Annotated in this window: 17 protein-coding genes; 3 read left to right on the top strand and 14 right to left on the bottom strand. The window is 41.2% G+C overall.

Annotated features, from left to right (window positions below; translation table 11 throughout):
• Positions 1-236 precede the first annotated feature (236 nt).
• Positions 237-1,346, bottom strand: a complete 1,110-nt coding sequence (gene dinB, locus ACE1TH_RS04785; protein ID WP_099300979.1) for a DNA polymerase IV — start codon at positions 1,344-1,346, stop codon at positions 237-239.
• 264 nt (positions 1,347-1,610) lie between these two features.
• Between dinB and ACE1TH_RS04780 the strand changes: the two genes are divergently transcribed.
• Complete coding sequence (locus ACE1TH_RS04780) at positions 1,611-2,093, top strand: hypothetical protein (protein WP_375078435.1); 483 nt, start codon at positions 1,611-1,613, stop codon at positions 2,091-2,093.
• A gap of 243 nt (positions 2,094-2,336) precedes the next feature.
• Here the strand turns inward: ACE1TH_RS04780 and glnA are convergent, their stop codons facing one another.
• From glnA to spoVK, 3 genes are all read right to left on the bottom strand, one after another.
• Entirely contained in the window at positions 2,337-3,686 is a 1,350-nt protein-coding gene (gene glnA / locus ACE1TH_RS04775; RefSeq protein ID WP_375078434.1) for a type I glutamate--ammonia ligase, read from the bottom strand.
• Between the two features lie 123 nt (positions 3,687-3,809).
• The gene (locus tag ACE1TH_RS04770) at positions 3,810-5,078 is read right to left on the bottom strand and encodes a methionine gamma-lyase family protein (protein WP_375078433.1); all 1,269 of its coding nucleotides are present in this window, start codon (positions 5,076-5,078) and stop codon (positions 3,810-3,812) included.
• 82 nt (positions 5,079-5,160) lie between these two features.
• Positions 5,161-6,087 carry a stage V sporulation protein K gene (spoVK, locus tag ACE1TH_RS04765; protein ID WP_099300983.1) on the bottom strand — a complete coding sequence of 309 codons (927 nt, stop codon included), beginning with the start codon at positions 6,085-6,087 and terminating at the stop codon, positions 5,161-5,163.
• Between the two features lie 197 nt (positions 6,088-6,284).
• Between spoVK and ACE1TH_RS04760 the strand changes: the two genes are divergently transcribed.
• The gene (locus ACE1TH_RS04760; RefSeq protein WP_375078432.1) at positions 6,285-7,253 is read left to right on the top strand and encodes a tyrosine-type recombinase/integrase; all 969 of its coding nucleotides are present in this window, start codon (positions 6,285-6,287) and stop codon (positions 7,251-7,253) included.
• 42 nt (positions 7,254-7,295) lie between these two features.
• On the opposite strand, the gene hfq is transcribed toward ACE1TH_RS04760, so the two are convergent.
• From hfq to miaB, 8 genes are all read right to left on the bottom strand, one after another.
• Complete coding sequence (hfq, locus tag ACE1TH_RS04755; RefSeq protein ID WP_099300985.1) at positions 7,296-7,529, bottom strand: RNA chaperone Hfq; 234 nt, start codon at positions 7,527-7,529, stop codon at positions 7,296-7,298.
• Positions 7,530-7,568: 39 nt separating this feature from the next.
• Positions 7,569-8,510, bottom strand: coding sequence for a tRNA (adenosine(37)-N6)-dimethylallyltransferase MiaA (gene miaA, locus ACE1TH_RS04750; RefSeq protein ID WP_375078431.1), 942 nt, complete (start codon positions 8,508-8,510; stop codon positions 7,569-7,571).
• Between the two features lie 21 nt (positions 8,511-8,531).
• Positions 8,532-9,308: a class I SAM-dependent methyltransferase gene (locus ACE1TH_RS04745; protein ID WP_255223332.1), complete on the bottom strand. Its 777-nt coding sequence runs from the start codon at positions 9,306-9,308 to the stop codon at positions 8,532-8,534.
• A gap of 13 nt (positions 9,309-9,321) precedes the next feature.
• Complete coding sequence (gene mutL, locus ACE1TH_RS04740; RefSeq protein WP_375078430.1) at positions 9,322-11,205, bottom strand: DNA mismatch repair endonuclease MutL; 1,884 nt, start codon at positions 11,203-11,205, stop codon at positions 9,322-9,324.
• A 10-nt stretch (positions 11,206-11,215) separates the two neighbouring features.
• On the bottom strand, positions 11,216-13,807 hold the full coding sequence (mutS, locus tag ACE1TH_RS04735) for a DNA mismatch repair protein MutS (protein ID WP_099300990.1): 2,592 nt from the start codon (positions 13,805-13,807) through the stop codon (positions 11,216-11,218).
• Between the two features lie 99 nt (positions 13,808-13,906).
• Entirely contained in the window at positions 13,907-14,473 is a 567-nt protein-coding gene (locus ACE1TH_RS04730) for an outer spore coat protein CotE (protein ID WP_099300991.1), read from the bottom strand.
• Positions 14,474-14,667: 194 nt separating this feature from the next.
• A complete protein-coding gene (locus ACE1TH_RS04725; RefSeq protein ID WP_099300992.1) occupies positions 14,668-15,087 on the bottom strand; it encodes a YlbF/YmcA family competence regulator in 420 nt (139 codons plus the stop codon).
• A complete protein-coding gene (gene miaB / locus ACE1TH_RS04720) occupies positions 15,087-16,649 on the bottom strand; it encodes a tRNA (N6-isopentenyl adenosine(37)-C2)-methylthiotransferase MiaB (protein ID WP_099300993.1) in 1,563 nt (520 codons plus the stop codon). Before miaB ends, ACE1TH_RS04725 begins: the two co-directional genes overlap by 1 nt.
• 174 nt (positions 16,650-16,823) lie before the next feature.
• Between miaB and ACE1TH_RS04715 the strand changes: the two genes are divergently transcribed.
• A complete protein-coding gene (locus ACE1TH_RS04715; RefSeq protein WP_176554251.1) occupies positions 16,824-17,630 on the top strand; it encodes a protein-glutamine gamma-glutamyltransferase in 807 nt (268 codons plus the stop codon).
• A 39-nt stretch (positions 17,631-17,669) separates the two neighbouring features.
• Here ACE1TH_RS04715 and ACE1TH_RS04710 read toward each other — a convergent pair whose 3' ends face one another.
• Positions 17,670-17,930, bottom strand: a complete 261-nt coding sequence (locus ACE1TH_RS04710) for a stage V sporulation protein S (RefSeq protein WP_099300995.1) — start codon at positions 17,928-17,930, stop codon at positions 17,670-17,672.
• Positions 17,931-18,043: 113 nt separating this feature from the next.
• Positions 18,044-18,835, bottom strand: a complete 792-nt coding sequence (locus tag ACE1TH_RS04705) for a TIGR00282 family metallophosphoesterase (protein ID WP_255223334.1) — start codon at positions 18,833-18,835, stop codon at positions 18,044-18,046.
• Positions 18,836-18,872: the final 37 nt, after the last annotated feature.

Raw genomic sequence — 18,872 nt, 5'->3', positions numbered from 1 at the left:
AGCCGTCAAACGCTCTCTCCTAGCTAAATCTGTAAGAAAAGAGTCTAAACAGCCCGTTTTCTTTCATTTCATTCTCTTTTCACACATCCGAAAAAATTTCATAGGATGACTATAACCCATACATAGGAGGCGAATGGAATGGATCTTTCAGATGAAATGGTATTGCTTATCACCATTCTTGTCCTGTTTTTGTTACTTGTCATTGTAGGAATTATTTTATTTTATCTTTAACCGCTTCAAAAAAGCGAAAGTGTTTGGTAGCGTATTTCAACTAAATTCGTTACACTCACTCCAAGCAAACGAACTTGGTGACGGATCTCTCCATATTCAAACCACAATTCTTGCACATACTGATATAACGCTTCACTTGTGTGAACGTAATCAGGTAAACTAATCCGCCTCGTTATCGTTTCAAATGATCGATAGCGAATCTTCAAGACAATAGTTTTCCCTTGTTTTTTTACTCGTTCAAGGGAAGCTTGCACTTCATCTGCTAAAAGTCTTAGTTTTAATAAAACATCTTCATCGGTTACAAGTGGTTGTGCATACGTATGTTCTTTTCCAACCGATTTTCGATCACGATGCAGTTTCAGCCGATTGTTATCAATGCCCCTTGCTCGTTTGTAATAAGATAAACCAGCTTTTCCGAAATGATGAACAAGATCAAGCTGAGTCATCTTGTATAAATCATCGCCTACATAGATGTTCAGACTGTGCATTTTTTCAGCAGTTTTTGGCCCGATACCTGGAAACTTCTCTACGGCTAGTTCTTTTATAAACGTCAGTGCCTTGTCTGGTGGAATGACAGTGAGTCCAGCAGGCTTTTTGACATCGGACGCAATTTTAGCTAAAAATTTATTATAGGATACGCCTGCAGAACTTGTTAGCCCCGTTTTCTCCCAAATATCAAGCTGAATTTGACGGGCTAATTTACTCGCACTCTTTTCATGATAATGATTATCCGTCACATCTAAATAAGCTTCATCAATGGACATGGGTTCTACTAACTCCGTATAAGTAAACATAATTTCCCGGATAGCGAGAGAAGCTTTTTGATAAGCTTTGTAATTGCCTTTTATAAAAATCCCTTCAGGACAACGTTTGTAAGCTTCATACGCACTCATCGCAGAGTGAATGCCATATTTTCTTGCTTCATAATTAGCGGTGGATACAATTCCCTTTCCACCAGTGGTTCGAGGGTGCTTCGCAATAATAACCGGTTTGCCTTTTAGCGCCGGATTATCTCGTTCTTCTACTGACGAAAAAAAGGCATCCATATCAATGTGAATGATTTTACGAGTGGTGTCTCGATTCGGTTCTGGAAGCTTAAAATCTTGCTCATCCATAAAAACGACGCCTCTTTCATTCTCGTTGTATACAATTCTAGTATATACGAACGTATGATCGAAGTCAATAAAACAACCTGATTGTACGAGGCTTTTATACCCGCTCTTATTGTAAGTGGATTCATTTAAACGTTTTTACTTACACCTACTGTATTTAAGGTAATCCTTCCCACCTAGCCGTTTTAATCATTAAAAAACCTTTTAGAACACGTACCTAACAAGCTGTAGGTGAATACACTGGCTTTAGAAAAAGGAGTGAAAGAGATGAATACTTATTCTAATGGGTATTTTCCTCAATACCCTTATCAGACGGGCATGCCACACTATCATTCGAATCGACATTCTCATGACGCAATAAATGGTTTTAATGGATTCGTGCCTCATCAAACAAATGAGTATCAGCAGATGCAGCAAAATAACAATGATTACGCTTCTCTACAGTCGAATCAACATCCGTATGTTCAAACGAATAGCCAGCATCTTTATGGCAATATGAAAGATCAATGTCAACAAATGAAAGATCACCATGTCGAATTAAAAATGTCTGATGGTCAAATGTTGGACGGCATCTTAACAGAAGTTCGCGAGGATGGCATTACGCTGTTGATTGGTGAAGACATTCATCAGGAAGAAGCTCGACAATTTGGTGGTTGGAGATACCGTCGCTATCGACCGAGGTTTTTCCCATATGGAAGGTTCGGCGGTATAGGCTTTTTCCCGTATTTTTATCCACCATTCTTTTTCTAAATATAAAAAAGTGGATTGCGCTACAAGAGTACTTTTTCGTGTACATGACTCCCCACATCTAAATTAACGGATTTCTTTGTAGATTTCCCTTTAAAACCTCGCTAAAAAGCGGGGTTTTACGGTTACATAAAGTTATTTCTGTAAGGAATCTATTTAACAGTCGATTATCTCAAACTAGGTTCAACGTGTCATTTGTCCCTAAAAAAAAACCCTCAACACAAGATGTGTCAAGGGCTTCCTCTTTTAGTAGTTCTGCATGAACTGTTCGCGTTCCCACGGGTGGACTTGCGTACGGAACATATCCCATTCAATTTCTTTCGCTTCAATAAAGTGTTCAACTGCGTGCTCGCCTAGCGCTTTAACAAGCACCTCATCTTTTACAAGGCTCTCAAGTGCCTCGCCAAGTGATGCCGGTAGCGCTTTAATGCCTTCTTCAACACGTTCTTCTTTACTCATCACATAAATATTGCGATCCGTCGCTTCTGGAGGCGTCATTTTACGCTTAATGCCATCTAGACCAGATGCAAGCATCACCGCCATAGCAAGGTACGGGTTAGCAGATGGATCTGGACTACGAACTTCAACACGTGTTGACACACCGCGTGAAGATGGAATTCGAATAAGTGGTGAACGGTTACGCATCGACCATGCGATGTAAACTGGTGCTTCGTAACCTGGCACTAAACGCTTGTACGAATTCACGATTGGATTTGTAATCGCCGTGAATCCTTCCGCATGTTCCAAAATACCGCTTAAGAATTGCATCGCTGTTTTACTTAATTGGCTTTCTGTTTTCTCATCGTAAAACGCATTGCCGTCTTTTGTGAATAATGACATGTTCAAGTGCATGCCCGATCCATTCACACCAAATAAAGGTTTTGGCATAAACGTTGCGTGAAGACCGTGCTTACGAGCAATGGTTTTTACAACAAGCTTAAACGTTTGAATATTATCACACGCTGTAATTGCGTCTGCATATTTAAAATCAATTTCGTGCTGCCCTGGAGCAACCTCGTGATGTGAAGCTTCAATATCAAAGCCCATGTCTTCTAATTCTAAAACGATGTCACGTCGACAATTTTCTCCAAGATCTGTTGGAGCTAGGTCGAAATAGCCACCTTTATCATTTAGTTCTAACGTTGGTTCGCCTTTCTCGTCATTTTTAAACAAGAAAAATTCAGGTTCTGGTCCGATGTTAAAACCAGTAAATCCAAGCTCTTCAGCTTGCTTAAGCACGGATTTTAAAATTCCACGTGGATCCCCTTCAAATGGCGTTGGCTCTTCACCAGGTTTCCCAGGCTGGTAAATATCACAAATGAGTCGAGCGACTTTTCCTTTTTCTGGTGTCCAAGGGAAAATGACCCATGTATCTAAATCTGGATAAAGATACATATCCGATTCTTCAATTCGAACAAATCCCTCGATGGAAGAACCGTCAAACATCATTTTGTTATCGAGCGCTTTTGACAACTGATCCACAGGGATCTCAACGTTTTTAATCGTTCCAAGTAAATCTGTGAACTGTAAACGAATAAAACGTACGTTTTCATCTTGTGCAATACGCACAATATCTTCTCTTGTATAATTTGGCAACGTGCTTGCTCCTCTCACTCTGCTTGTCTATGTAAATAAGGAATGACATCCTTTTCACATGATGAATTACGATTACTATGTAAGTATCGTACTAAAGGCTTTTTTGTTCGTCAAGAAAAGTCCTTATTCTTTATGTTCCTCTTCTTCTTGATTCATAAACGTCTTTTGTACAGCTTTTGTGACAGCGAGCTTGACATGTTCATACGTAAGCCCTCCTTGCACGTAAGCTGTATATGGTGGACGTAGTGGTCCATCCGCTGTTAATTCAATACTCGCGCCTTGCACAAACGTACCAGCTGCCATAATGACATCATCTTCATAACCTGGCATGTAGCTTGGCATTGGTTTAACGTGAGCGTTCACTGGGGAAGATTGTTGAATCGATTGACAAAAAGCAACCATTTGTTCTGCTGTTTGAAAATAGACAGCTTGAATTAAATCTGTGCGGGTTTCATTCCATTTCGGCGATGTCTGCATCCCTACTTCTTCAAGCAACGAAGCACTGTAATGTGCCCCTTTTACACTTTGTGCGACGACGTGAGGAGCCAAAAAGAATCCTTGATACATGTCAGTCAATGTTCCCAGCGTCGCGCCTCCTTCTGCGCCAATTCCTGGTGCAGCAAGTCGGTAAGACGCAAGCTCAACGTATTCTTGTTTTCCAACAATATACCCACCTGATTTTGCAATGCCGCCACCTGGATTTTTAATTAATGAGCCTGCCATTAAATCAGCGCCAACGTGACAGGGTTCCCTTGTTTCCACAAATTCCCCATAGCAATTATCGACAAAAACAACCACGTCTTCTTTAATTGATTTAACAAACGAAATGATTTCCTCTAGCTCAGCAATTGTAAAAGATGGACGATCGCCATAGCCACGAGATCGTTGAATCCCAATGACTTTTGTTCGCTCATGAATGGCAGCATGTATACCAATCTTGTCCATTTTCCCATCTACAAGATCGACTTTTTGATAATCAATTTGATAATCACGCAAAGAACCTTTGCCATTGCCACGAATCCCTACAATCTCTTCAAGAGTATCGTACGGTGTCCCGCTAATATACAAAAGCTCATCTCCAGGACGCAAGACGCCAAATAAGGCAACGGCAATCGCATGTGTACCTGAGACGATTTGATGTCGCACTAAACTTGCTTCTCCACCAAAGACGTCTGCATAAATCGCTTCAAGCGTGTCTCTTCCTGTATCATCATAGCCGTAACCAGTTGTTGGTGTAAAATGAAAATCTGCAACTTGGTGATCTGAAAAACTTTCCATCACACGATTTTGATTCATCAATGCAATCTGATCAACTTTTTGATGAATAGGATGAATTTTTTCTTCTGCGCGCTCTACGAGTTGGCGCATGTCTGTTGAAAAAAGTGATTCCATGTTTTGCTTCTCTCCTAGTTAAATTCAATCAGTTCTAGCTTATCACGTTAAAGAAAGAAATAAAATGAGTTCCGTCCTCACTTTATTTCTTAAACGTAAAATCTTCCTTTCGTAACGTTTCTAGTTCTGATTTTGTAAATTTATCTTCTTTTAACACCCTTACTGCTTGTAAACGAATCGCCTCTTCAATCATGTTCCGCATGTAGCGTCCATTACTAAATGAATACGCTTCTTCAGCCAATACATGTTTAATTTGGTCTCGACAGCGATTTAAAGCATCTTTTTCAATAATGTAATCCCGTTCTTTTGCCATACCAATTAACATTTCAATTAGCTCTTCTACGGCATAATTTGGGAACGTAATGGAAATAGGAAATCTCGAAGGTAAACCTGGATTCAGCGACATAAAGAAATCCATTTCTTTGGAATAGCCTGCTAAAATCAACACAAATTCATTTGCGTGATTTTCCATCCCTCGGACGAGCGTATCAATTGCTTCCTTTCCGAAATCTTTCTCTCCACCCCGGGAGAGAGAGTAGGCTTCATCAATAAATAGCACGCCACCTTGAGCCTGCTTTAAGACATCTCTTGTTTTTTGTGCGGTATGGCCAATGTATTCACCGACGAGATCAGCCCGCTCCATTTCAATGAAATGCCCTTTTGACAACACCTTCATTTCATGTAAAAACGAGGCAATCAATCGTGCAACGGTTGTCTTTCCCGTCCCAGGATTGCCTTTAAAGATCATGTGAAGCACTTGTTTAGGCGACTTCAACCCTACCTCTTTACGCCGCTCGCTTATATAAATCCATGCGTACAATTCTTTTACGAGTGATTTAATTTCTTTTAATCCGATGTAGTTTGCTAATTTATTTTCAAAACGAACGAGAATTTCATGTTTTTCTTTTTCTTCAACAGAAACAAACCAATCCGTGCTTGCACGCTTTTCAGGAGATTTATTTAATACGACGCTTATCCGCGCATTATTTTTTGTATGATGATTCGACATGGCTAGTGAGACCTCCCTCTAAACCCTTATCACTTTTACTATACGTGTAAGAAGAGAAAACGTGATAAACACCCAGATCTATATTCTTCTTATCTATCTTATGGTTCATCGTTAAAAACCATTCCTCGATGTCTTGATTTGATTACGATGGACAATCTCACTATTTTTGATAGAATTTAAGGAAGAGGAGGGCGTTTATGGAACAGAACCAGCTAAAAGAAGCATTTTTAAACCAACTCTTTCTCAAAGGTCGTAAGGCTACAACGATTCAACGCTATCACTATGATTTGAACGACTTTTTTCTATGGTTAAACGATCGTTCATTCATCGATTTAACGACAAAAGAGATTGAATCGTTTTATCAACATTTAATGGTGACACGCACCTATCAAGTTCGTACTGTTCGACGAATTTCTTCTGTTCTTCGTCGCTTTACGCTATTTTTAGTGGAAGAGAATGTCCTTCAAGATCACCCATTGCTTCATCACGAGCCACCATTGCTCACCCTTGAACCATTAACTCGAGAAGAGTGGATTAGTAAGCGTGAAATGGACATTCTTTTGCAAACAACACATTCAGAAAAAGGCTTAACAGAAAATCAACTTATCGCTCGCCCTCACTTAACTGAACGAAATTACGCCATCTTGATACTTTTAACGGAATATGGCATCACATTGAGCGAAGCATGTACGATTACGATGAACGATACGTCATTCGTGCAGCAAACCGTACAAATAAAAGATAGCGTAGAACGGACCGTCATGCTCGCATCAGATCATTCGCAACAGCTTTACATTTACTGGAGCAGTATCCCTGAGGCGGTTCGCCCAAGACTTCATACAAGCGATCCGTTGTTCGTTGCTTTTGATTTTACGAGAAGAACGTATCACTGGTCCTATGAAAAGGATGCGCCAAAAGCGTTAACAGCCATCGCTTTGCAAAAAATGATTCGAACGGAAGTTGCACGATCCGGGTTACGCAAAGGCATTTCAGCGCAACATTTTCGGAATGCTTATTTACTACGTACCTTGCTTGATCCACTTAGCAAACAAGATCTGCAACAACATTTAGGCTTAAAAAGTCCGTTATCGTTACGAAGATATGTGTTAACCCTCGCTCATTTAACAAAACAAGATCAACAAGCTCTTCTCAGTTCGACCATATAAAAAGATCTCGGAACCGAATGGTCGCGAGATCTTTTTTTTCTTCTATACTTCTGTTTCGCTTTTTAGCTGCACGTTTTTTTGCGGTGCAAACGTTGAGATTGCATGCTTATAAACAAGCTGTTGCTTTCCCTCCGTCTCAATAATAACCGTAAAGTTATCAAACCCTTTTATTGTGCCACGCAGTTGAAAGCCATTTAATAAAAACATCGTGACGGGAATCGATTCCTTCCTTAATTGGTTTAAAAATTGATCTTGAATGTTCACAGTTGCCTTCATGACGATAGCCCCTCTCTCTCTAAGTGTTTCTACTCTTAATTATTCGAGTTCACTTTTAAATTTCCTGCAAGAAAAATCGACGACTTTCGTTAAGATTTCATCCATAGATTGACTTGTTACATCAAACCATTCCACATCACTTTTATTTTTAAACCATGTAATTTGCCTTTTTGCATATTGTCTCGATCGGGCTTTAATTCGTTTAACGGCTTCAGCTAATGATACGTCTCCATCAAAGTACTCATATAATTCTTTATACCCGATCGCTTGAATTGCTTGACCCGTAATGCCTGCACGATACAGTTTCTCCACTTCGTCCAGCAAACCTTGCTCCATCATAAGCTCCACCCGTTGATTAATACGCGCATACAACATGTTTCGATCCATATTCAATCCGATTATGGCATAGTTAAATCGGGGTATTGATTGTTCTTGTTCTCGTTCCGAAAACCGTTTCCCAGTTGTATGGAGGACTTCAAGGGCCCGAATGACGCGGCGCTCGTTATTTGGATGAATCGATTCTGCTGCTACAGGATCACGTTCTTTTAACTGATCATACAAAACTTCCGCCCCTAATTCATGCGCAAGACGTTCTAATGTAAGGCGATAAGCAGGATCGGTTTCTGCATTTGAAAAAGAAAGATGATGGGTAATAGCTTGAACATAAAGCCCTGTTCCGCCAACCATAATCGGCATTTTTTGTCTGGATTTTAAGTCGGCAATCGTGTGCAACGCTCGTTTTTGAAAACTAGAAACTGTCCACGGTTCTGATGGAGGCAAGAGATCAATTAGATGGTGCGGCACTTGCTTTCTTTCATCAATTGACGGTTTTGCCGTTCCAATGGACATTTCTTGATACACTTGCATCGAATCCGCGTTAATGATTTCACCATTTAGTTTTTTAGCTAATCGAATGCTTAACTCTGTTTTTCCAACTGCAGTTGGACCAACAACAGCGATAATTGGATCTTTCTTCACCATGTTTCTTCCTTCCAAGCTTTATTATTTCTTTTGAATGATCCCATATTGAAAGGATGCATGTGGTCGATAGTGGACGGAGAATCCTAAACGAGCGAACAACGAACTAGACGTCGGATTTTTGAGGACGATCTTGTGTTTCGCCACTCGTTTCGCTTCTTCCACCACTTCTTCTGTTAACGATTGGTAAGATGCAAACTGTTTTAAACCAGCAAGACCTGGGGAGTGTATCCTCACCTCAAACATCGGATCAAAATAGACAACGTCGACGCTTTCAGACTGGCACGCTTTTAAATAAGCCACATTCTCTGTTTGAACGACGTGAATGTTTTGAAGGGATCTCGTAAACTGATCGTCTCCCTCAGACCAATTTGCTAAGCCGTGTTTCACAATAAAAGCAATGTAAGGATTGGCCTCCAGCCCGATTACACTCCCAGAAGCGCCAACAGCAACTTGGGCTAGTATCGCATCAGCAGCCATCCCTAACGTTGCATCGATCATCGTCTCTCCTTCTGATAGTCCGACAACTGATAAAAAGGGGTCATGCCCAGTTTTTTTCCACTGTTTATATCGTAATAAAGCTGCATTTGGATGGTAATAAAATGGTGCTGCGTGGGGGTCCCGATGCAGAATTAACTTATCTTTCGCTACAATTAACAGCGGTTGTGCACCGAACTCGCGGTAAAAATCTTCAAGAGAACGCTGCTGCCTGTCAATAAAAACGCCATTAAACTGTGCGACATAGGCTTGTGCTTCTTCTTTTAATCGATCCACTTGTTTTCTTGCGGTTGTTACGATCACATTTGTTGCTCCTCTACATCACACGTTTGAACATTTTTTCTAATTCATAAGTGGTAAAATGTATAATAATTGGTCGTCCATGCGGACATGTATACGGTTCTTCACATCTTCTTAAAGTTTCTAACAGCTCAAACATTTCGTCGTGACGCAAGTGGCGATTTGCTTTAATCGCCGCTTTGCAACTCATTAAAATGGCAGCTTCTTCTCGTAAGTTGTAAAGATTGATTTGTTTTGTTTGTAACAACTGGTCAATGATTTCGCGAATAGACGATTCTTCGTCTCCTTTTGGAAACCATGTCGGATGAGACCGTACCATATACGTATGAATGCCAAACGGCTCGAGGATCAGTCCAACCGCCTCTAATTTTTCCGTTGACTCTTCAATGACTGCCGCTTCTCTTGCAGTGAATTCAAGTGTTAATGGCACAAGTAAATCTTGGATTATGGAGATTGGTTCATGCAGTTTTTTTCGGAAATACTCATACTTAATGCGCTCTTGCGCCGCATGTTGATCAATGAGATACATCCCATTCTCGTTTTGCGCAACGATATACGTCCCATGCATTTGCCCTACTGGATAAAGAGGTGGGACCGTTGATACACGCTCTGCCACGGCCACCTGCTTCACGTCTTCAATAGGTGATTCTGTGGCTCGACCTTGTTTCTCCAAAGTCTCTCGATCCAACTCATTTACTTCCTTAAACTCTTCAGGTTCGTAAATGTCGCTTTGAATTGTCTCTTTTAGCGAAGGCTGATCGTTTTCCACATAGTTCGGTTTTGGTTCGTAAATGATCGGCGCTTCCGACTCTGTGACGTGCTCTTGTTTAGGCTGGACCGGATAATTGAGTGAAAACGAAAGTTGCTCAGACGGTTTTTTATCAGGAGCTGGTTGCTTCGTTGATTGCGGAATGAGCGTTTCCTTCGCAAAGACATCTTTAATGGAACGGGTAATGACGTCCGCTAACGCTTCTTCTTTACTTAAGCGAACTTCAAGTTTTGCAGGATGAACGTTGACATCAATTAACGTTGGGTCCATTTGTAATTTTAAGATCGCTAACGGGTATCGACCAATTGGTAACAGCGTATGAAAGCCTTGTTGAATCGCTTGCGCTAATTTGTAATTTCGAATATAGCGGCCGTTAATAAAAATGGACATATACTGCCGACTCGCTCTTGTTAATTCAGGCTTTGCTACATATCCTGTTAATTGATAATCGAGGGATTCGCCCTCGACTGGTACCATCATTGACGCGGTTTGTCGACCGTACACTTCTGCGATCACCTGTAGCAATCGGTCGTTTCCAGTCGTTTTAAGAATCGTCTTTCCATCACTTGTATAGTGGAACGCGATAGCTGGATATGCGAGCGCCATTCGATTAACGACATCACTCACATGTCCAGACTCTGTCAGTTTCGTTTTTAAATATTTTAACCGTGCTGGCGTATTGTAAAACAAATCTTTAATGAAAATGCTTGTCCCTTTTTTGGCACTTGAAGGCTGGCGATCCACCACTTCTCCACCATGAAGTGTGAGTTCAACTCCCTGCTTCCCTGTACTCGTTTGCATGGTCACGGTCGAAACGGAAGCAATACTTGGTAGCGCCTCACCTCGAAATCCTAATGTGCGGATGGAAAACAGATCGCGATCATGTTGTAATTTTGAAGTAGCGTGACGTAAAAATGCGGTGTCTACTTCGTCTGCTTTAATGCCATGTCCATTATCAACAATTCGAATGGACTCCATGCCACCTTCTACAATCTCAATTAATAATTGAGTTGCCCCAGCGTCAACTGCGTTTTCGATTAATTCTTTTACAATTGATGCTGGTCGCTCTACGACTTCTCCAGCAGCGATTTTATTTGATAATGAATCATGGAGCTGCCGTATGGTTTGCATGTGATTCACCTCATTTTCGTTTTAGTTCCATTTGCCATTCATTCATTTTTTGTATGGCTTCAAAAGGCGTCATATTCATAAGATCGACCTCTTGAATAGCTTTCATGATGGCTTGCTCTTTTTTGGACGTCTTTTGCTTTTTTTCATCAGCTACTGGAAACAGACTTAATTGTTCTGCCTCTTCACGAATCGCCGCCACTTCTTTTTTTGCAGCCGTTTCCGGTAGGACTTCAGTCGTTTCTTTGGCTTCGAACGTTTCTAATAAAACATTCGCTCGATCCGTAACCGATTTAGGCAAACCTGCTAATTCTGCCACATATACGCCGTAACTTCGATCTGCTGCACCTTCGATAATCTGGTGTAAAAAGACGACTGTACCGTCTTCTTCTACTGCAGAAACATGCACATTTCTCAATGTCTCGATTGTGTTCGCTAGCGCCGTTAATTCATGATAATGTGTGGAAAACAACGTCTTCGCACCAATTGATTCATGAATATACTCAATGATTGCTTGCGCCAAAGCCATCCCATCATAAGTGGACGTTCCTCGACCAATTTCATCTAAAATAATTAAGCTGTTCGCCGTTGCTTTTGTCAACGCATCTTTTGTTTCCATCATTTCAACCATAAACGTGCTTTGACCGCTCGCTAAATCATCCGCAGCACCAATTCTCGTAAAGATACGGTCGAAAATAGGCATGGTTGCCCGTTCAGCCGGAACGAAGCTACCAATTTGCGTTAAAATGGCGCTTAATGCAAGCTGCCGCATATACGTTGATTTTCCGCCCATATTCGGTCCTGTAATAAGCAACATATCTCTGTCTTTCGTTAAATTAATTTCATTTTCCACAAAGGTTCCACGCTGAATAACCGTCTCCACGACAGGGTGGCGGCCTTGGACAATATCAATATCGCGTGTTTCTGTCACTGTTGGCTTCACATAGCTTTGAGTTTCAGCGACTGTCGCAAAACTTGCCAGCACATCCATTTCACTAATTTCAGTGGCAAGTTTCTGTAAGGAAGGCACATAGCTTTGGACGGTCGTGCGAATCGCAATAAACAGTTCATACTCTAACGCAGTTAAGGACTCTTCCGCTTCCAAAATAAGCGCTTCTTTTTCTTTTAAATCAGGCGTAATGTAGCGTTCTGCGTTCGTTAACGTTTGCTTTCGTTCATACCTTCCCTCAGGAAGCAAATGGGTATTCGCTCGCGATACTTCGATATAATAGCCAAATACTTTATTGTAGCCAACTTTTAAAGAACGAATACCGGTATATGAGCGCTCCTGCTGCTCAAGTTCAGCAATCCATTGCTTGCCATTTCGACTCGCATCACGAAAGCGATCAAGTTCTTCATGATAGCCGTCTACAAGGATGCCTCCGTCAGTGAGTGATAAAGGTGGATCTTCCACAATACTTTTTGATAAAAGCGTAACAAGCTCGTCATAAGAATCAATTGCGGATAGCCAGCTTTTTTTTATGTCCATTTCTTCTAACTGCTCTTTAATGGCTGGTAGCTTCGTTAGAGACCGTTTTAACTGAACGAGCTCACGAGCATTCACGCTCCCGTATGCAATTCGAGCTGCAAGGCGTTCAATATCATACACTTCTTTTAGCAAATCTCGTAAAGCTTCGCGCTGAAAGAAAGCATCGTAGAATTGCGACACAAGCTGTTGGCGTGCTCGAATCTCGTTGGCATGGACTAAAGGACGGTCGATCCATTGACGCAATAAACGTCCTCCCATTGACGTGACAGTTTGATCAATAACCGATAACAATGACCCTTGTTTTTTCTTTTCTCTTAATGTCTCCACTAGCTCTAAGTTGCGCTTAGCATGGATATCAAGTTTTAAATAGTCATCCGTTGAAAGATAAACGGCTTCTTGAATATGATGGAGTGACTGTTTTTGTGTTTCCACTAAATAATGAAGCAAACGATAATACGCTTTACATAATACCTCGTGCTGAATTGATTGCAGGAGGTGGGCATATTCTGGCAGCGGTTCTTCTTCCTGACGATACGAAACGAGAAATGATTTGTTTGCATCTAACATTGTTTTAAGTTTCTCATCAACATCCACTGGCGCAACAATCTCTTTTGACTGACTTGTGACGATTTCTTGCATTAATTCATCGAGAGAACCATTTATAAGCGTGACATCACTCTCACCTGTTGATAAATCACAGCGTGCAAACCCGTAAGTGTCCCCTTCCACAGCAATTGCTACTAAGTAGTTGTTTTCTCGCTCAGCCAGAAGTTTACTATTCATTAACGTTCCAGGAGTCAACAGTTTTGTCACTTCACGTTTGACAACCCCTTTTACCATCTTTGGGTCTTCCACTTGTTCACAGATTGCGACTTTATACCCTTTATCAATTAATTGCGTCATGTAGCTTTCAGCAGAGTGATGGGGGACACCACACATCGGAATGCGGTCCTCTCCTTGCCCTCGCCCTGTTAACGTGATTTCCAATTCTTTCGCAGCTGTTTGTGCATCGTCAAAGAACATTTCATAAAAATCGCCTAAACGAAAAAAGAGAATCGCATCTTTATAGTTTTCTTTTATAGCTAAATATTGTTTCATCATTGGCGTAATACTCATAACTGCCTCCGTTAATCCTAAAATCTTACGTTATTATATCATAGTAAAGCCCTCTCCTTCATTCAAGAAAAAAAAGCCAGCTGTACAATTCAGCATGGCTTAAGACTTATCGACTTCTTCTTGTAAGAAATTCGGATCAATTTGCTCATAATCGTCATCTGATAGATCACCTGAAATGGCATCCAATGGGTATTCTTCAATCACACCCTCAGGGTTTACAGCGACAGCGACTTTTGTTTCACCAATACACTCTACAACAAACTCTCTTTCGACTTGCACATCAACAGAGTGTCCGTTTTCACTAATAACGGCTTCTAACGTGTTTGGTTGCTGTACCGCTTTCGCCACAACGTCAAGTTCTTCTGAAATAACGTTTTCGTCTTTCATCGTTAAAGGCACAATATCCGTATAGGAAACGGTTTGTGTGGCTACTTCTGTCTTTGTGTTGTTTCCGTAAGAGTACCACACATTAATGTCATACGTACCGCTTACTTCAATCGTATCTCCTCGTTTTTTCGCACTATACGTATGATTAATGATCCAACAACCTAAGATGCTTGACGGACGTTCTGTTGGTCGAATATGATGCGTCGCTTCTGAAAATTTCCGCCCTTTTCCACAGACTGCTTTCGTAATAATTTCACGATAACTCCTTGGATCAGCCATCCTGTTCCCTCCATTCACAATTCACCTAATCAAATAGGCAAACGTCCTAATTCCACACCGTATGCACATGGCACTAAAAAGGTGCAAGGCTTTCAATAGACGCTTCTCTATTAAGCTATGTGATGGAGAACTTGTTTAGACCATTAAAAAACACGCCTATGTTAGAACGAGTCTAACATAAAGCGTGCCTGCTACTAACAGCTATGGAAAGGGCTTTTGGATGTAGTCCCACGCATAACATCGCCATCCATTGAACGGACAACTTCATCTGTCACGCGCTTAGATACAGTATTCGTAACGATTTGCAGCAACTCATTTACTTCAACTTGGCTTCGTTTAAACTCTTGAACAAGTGGAATATCATCAATCTCGTTATGAAGCTCGTCAATTTTCGCTTCTACTTCTTTTAATGCTTCCATTTTTCCGTAGTGTCGTAAATTAACGGCTTCTTTTTGATGTCGTTTAATTTCTGCAATCATTTCTTGTACACGTAAATGTTCATTAATTTGCTTCTCTGCTTTTTTAAAGAAATCCACTTCTTCCGTTTGCGCAAGCATTGTCGCTAATTCTTTCGCTTTTGCACGGATATCCTTTTTTGTGTATAGTGTGCTCATCAAGCACGCACCTCCGCCGTTTCCACAATTTTTCCATTTAGGGACCATGTTCTTGCTTCGGTTACTTGTACATAAATAATTTCGCCAATGACTGACTTCGGTCCAACAAAGTTTACCAATCGATTTGTACGTGTTCGTCCAGCCAATACGTCTGGATTCTTTTTACTCTCACCTTCAACAAGCACTTCCACAATCTTATCCTGATAATCTAAGTTACGCTTTTCCGAAATCTCGTTTACCAATGCATTTAAACGAGCCAAACGCTTTTTCTTCACTTCCATCGGCACATTATCTTCCATCCGCGCTGCCGGCGTTCCTTCGCGTGGGGAATAAATATACGTGAATGCAGCATCAAACTGCATCTCTTCCACTAATGTAAGCATGTCTTCAAATTGCTCATCCGTTTCATTCGGAAAGCCGACAATTAAATCGGTTGTAAATGAAGCGTTTGGAATGGCTGTTTTAATTTTCTTCGCAAGGATTTCATACTCTTCACGAGAATATTTTCTACCCATTAATTTCAAAACATCGCTATTCCCGTGTTGAACCGGTAAATGAATGTGCTCAACAAGATTTCCACCTTGCGCCAACACGTCAATTAAGTGATCATCAAAATCGCGCGGATGGCTTGTTGTGAAACGGACGCGCGGAATATCAATTTTATGAATGGCATCCATTAATTCACCAAGGCCACCGTAATCACCAGGAAGATCTTTGCCATACGCATTGACATTTTGACCGAGTAACGTCACTTCCTTATAACCTTGACGAGCTAAGTCACGCACTTCATGAATAATATCTTCCGGTAAACGGCTGCGCTCTTTCCCTCTTGTATAAGGCACAATACAGTACGTACAGAACTTATCACACCCGTACATAATATTTACCCAAGCTTGGGTTTTATTTTGACGTTTTCGCGGCATGTTTTCTACTACGTCGCCTTCTTTAGACCATACTTCAACAACCATTTCTTTTCCGAAAATGGCGCCTTCTAAAAGGTTCGGCAAACGGTGAATGTTGTGCGTGCCAAAAATTAAGTCAATGTGATGGTGCTTTTGTAAAATGCGATTCACAACCGATTCTTCTTGCGACATACAGCCACAAACACCAATAATCAGTTCGGGTTTTTCAAGCTTTAGTGGTTTTAGATGGCCAATTTCACCAAAGACTTTGTTCTCCGCGTTTTCCCGAATCGCGCATGTGTTTAGAAGAATGACGTCTGCTTCTGTTGTTTCTGTCGTTTCTTCAAAACCCATCTCGAGCAACATACCTGACATGTTCTCAGAGTCATGTACATTCATCTGACATCCATATGTACGTATCATGAATTTCTTTCCTGCTCCGAGATTGGCTAATTCATCCGGAACAATTTTATCGGGACGTATCACTTGAACGTCTTCACGCTTACGCTTTCGACCTGACCGATAGTTCGGCTGATCGTAAATCGCTATTTCACGACCTTTTATTTTCACGACTTGCTTTTCATCGTCTTCTGAAACAATTCGTGCATCACTAAAATCAAAGTAATGGCTGTAATCTTTCGCCTTCTTTTGATCAGTCATTTCAATTAATCTCCTTCCTTGCAAACAATCCATACCCTTCATATTATACGTGGCAAAGCAGTAGAACACAATGACAACACGTATTTTCATCTGCTCCTATTGTTCATGCGCATAATTCCTGCATTTCTATCATTGATTAGTAGTAATCTTTCTTACTGCATTGGAGGGAACATCATGATTACGATTGGGGGAGACCCGCTAGACGTAACAACCTTACCCGCTTTATCAACCGTGGAAACAGCTATTATACAAAGCTTATCAGCTCAAAATGTAACGTACGACTACTCAAGCATTCGCGATTTAAGCTTTGAACTAGCCCTACGTAAACATACCATCCAAGCTTCGATTCAATTGTTACAAAGTGGCGCGCGTTTTGAATCATTTATGCGCTCCTATTGCAATCCTCACTATTGGAACCGAATGCCTAATGGTGCCTTTCAATTAAAACCTTTCGTGAGCCCATCTGATGCGATTGACGATATTTTTCGCAATGGACAGCTTTACGGATTTGAGTGCGCAACGGCAATTATTATGATTTTCTATAAAGCCGTTAAAGACTCAATCGATCAACAATCGTTCGATCAGTTGTTTCAACAACTCTATTTATATTCGTGGGAACATGATGAAGATTTGCAGCTGGAGACCCGCCCAGGAACCGATTATGTGATTGGCGACTGTCTCTACTTTGACAACCCTGATTTCGCACCGCAACATTCTGTTTGGCGTGGGGAAAACGTCATTAAGCTCGATCAAAACTTGTATTATGGTCATGGGATTGCGATTCGAACAGCAGAAGAAATTGTTTATCACTTAAATCGACTACGTCGCCCTGGCTCGAGAAGGCCTGCTCATTTGCTTCCCCAAGTAACACGATTAAACTTTAGACTCGTGCGAACATTTTCACGTAGTGGTTATACCCCGCGCACGTCACTTGATTCCGCGATTCACGTTCGTCACAGCGGACGGTCCCATTTAACGTAAAAAAAGAGAGAAGATGTCGTTGGGACACCTTCTCTCTTTTTATCTTGGTTCAATAATTAATTTAATGGCTGTTCGTTCTTCTCCGTCAATCTCTATATCCGTAAATGCTGGAACACAAATGAGATCAATTCCGCTTGGGGCAACGAACCCTCGGGCGATCGCAATTGCTTTTATGGATTGATTTAGTGCGCCTGCACCGATGGCTTGAATCTCTGCAGCTCCTCGCTCACGAATAACGCCTGCCAAAGCTCCTGCTACTGAATTTGGTGTCGACTTTGCTGATACTTTTAACACTTCCATTTCTACCCCTCCTTTAGCAAATAACAGTTCAATCACTTCAAGAATGAATGCTTGATAGCAATCAGGCGATTTGCCTTATTACATCTATATTTACAGGGAGGGACAGATATGCCTTAATAAATGACTTGCTCGTCTGTACGTGTGATTCGCGAGAGTTGAGTGGCTTTGAGGGTTTTATCATTAATCGTAATTAGACAAGCATTTAGCTGTCTTTTTCCTTCTGCTACCTCAAACTTTGCAGGAAGGCTTGTTAAAAATTTGTGCAGCACAGCTTGACGATCCATTCCTAAAATGCCGTCAAGAGGACCCGTCATCCCGACATCCGATAAATAAGCGGTTCCACCAGGTAAAATCCGCTCATCAGCAGTTTGTACATGAGTGTGTGTCCCAATTACCGCGCTCACTCGTCCATCTAAATACCAACCCATTGCTTGTTTTTCACTCGTCGTTTCAGCATGGAAATCAACAAAAATCACATCTGCTTGCCCATCAATTTCTTTTAAAATGTCGTCAACCTTTTGAAACGGACAATCAACAGGATTCATAAACGTTCTACCTAATAAATTGATAACAGCCAATTTCACTTGGTTTATATTAATAATGCGGTAGCCAACACCAGGCGCCCCTTCTGGATAGTTCGCTGGTCGGACAAGAGAGGTTGCGTCATCAATAAAGGAGAAAATCTCCCGCTTGTCCCATGTGTGGTTTCCAAGCGTCACCATTTGTGCACCTTGAGCTAAAAAGCTTTTGTAAATTTTTTCCGTAATGCCTTTTCCGTGCGCCGCGTTTTCACCATTGATGATCGTGACCGTTGGTTTATATTCTTGCTTTAACTGTTTGATATGCTCGGTAATCATGTCTCTTCCTGGAGAGCCAACCACATCGCCGATAAATAAGATTTTCAAAAAACCCCTACTTTCTCATTCATTTAAAACTCGTTTT

Origin of the sequence: Shouchella sp. JSM 1781072, assembly GCF_041949915.1 — a bacterium.
GTDB lineage: Bacteria > Bacillota > Bacilli > Bacillales > Bacillaceae_D > Shouchella.
The sequence above is the reverse complement of the archived record's forward strand: the minus strand, read 5'-3'. Positions and strand labels throughout refer to the sequence as shown.

Excerpts from the sequence above, each read along its gene's own strand:
- ACE1TH_RS04710 (WP_099300995.1), bottom strand. The coding sequence starts at position 17,930 with ATGGAAGTGTTAAAAGTATCAGCAAAGTCGACACCAAATTCAGTAGCA.
- spoVK (WP_099300983.1), bottom strand. The coding sequence starts at position 6,087 with ATGTCGAATCATCATACAAAAAATAATGCGCGGATAAGCGTCGTATTA.
- ACE1TH_RS04780 (WP_375078435.1), top strand. The coding sequence starts at position 1,611 with ATGAATACTTATTCTAATGGGTATTTTCCTCAATACCCTTATCAGACG.
- ACE1TH_RS04760 (WP_375078432.1), top strand. The coding sequence starts at position 6,285 with ATGGAACAGAACCAGCTAAAAGAAGCATTTTTAAACCAACTCTTTCTC.
- ACE1TH_RS04715 (WP_176554251.1), top strand. The coding sequence starts at position 16,824 with ATGATTACGATTGGGGGAGACCCGCTAGACGTAACAACCTTACCCGCT.
- hfq (WP_099300985.1), bottom strand. The coding sequence starts at position 7,529 with ATGAAGGCAACTGTGAACATTCAAGATCAATTTTTAAACCAATTAAGG.
- ACE1TH_RS04770 (WP_375078433.1), bottom strand. The coding sequence starts at position 5,078 with ATGGAATCACTTTTTTCAACAGACATGCGCCAACTCGTAGAGCGCGCA.
- dinB (WP_099300979.1), bottom strand. The coding sequence starts at position 1,346 with ATGGATGAGCAAGATTTTAAGCTTCCAGAACCGAATCGAGACACCACT.
- mutS (WP_099300990.1), bottom strand. The coding sequence starts at position 13,807 with ATGAGTATTACGCCAATGATGAAACAATATTTAGCTATAAAAGAAAAC.
- ACE1TH_RS04730 (WP_099300991.1), bottom strand. The coding sequence starts at position 14,473 with ATGGCTGATCCAAGGAGTTATCGTGAAATTATTACGAAAGCAGTCTGT.
- mutL (WP_375078430.1), bottom strand. The coding sequence starts at position 11,205 with ATGCAAACCATACGGCAGCTCCATGATTCATTATCAAATAAAATCGCT.
- miaA (WP_375078431.1), bottom strand. The coding sequence starts at position 8,510 with ATGGTGAAGAAAGATCCAATTATCGCTGTTGTTGGTCCAACTGCAGTT.
- ACE1TH_RS04725 (WP_099300992.1), bottom strand. The coding sequence starts at position 15,087 with ATGAGCACACTATACACAAAAAAGGATATCCGTGCAAAAGCGAAAGAA.
- miaB (WP_099300993.1), bottom strand. The coding sequence starts at position 16,649 with ATGACTGATCAAAAGAAGGCGAAAGATTACAGCCATTACTTTGATTTT.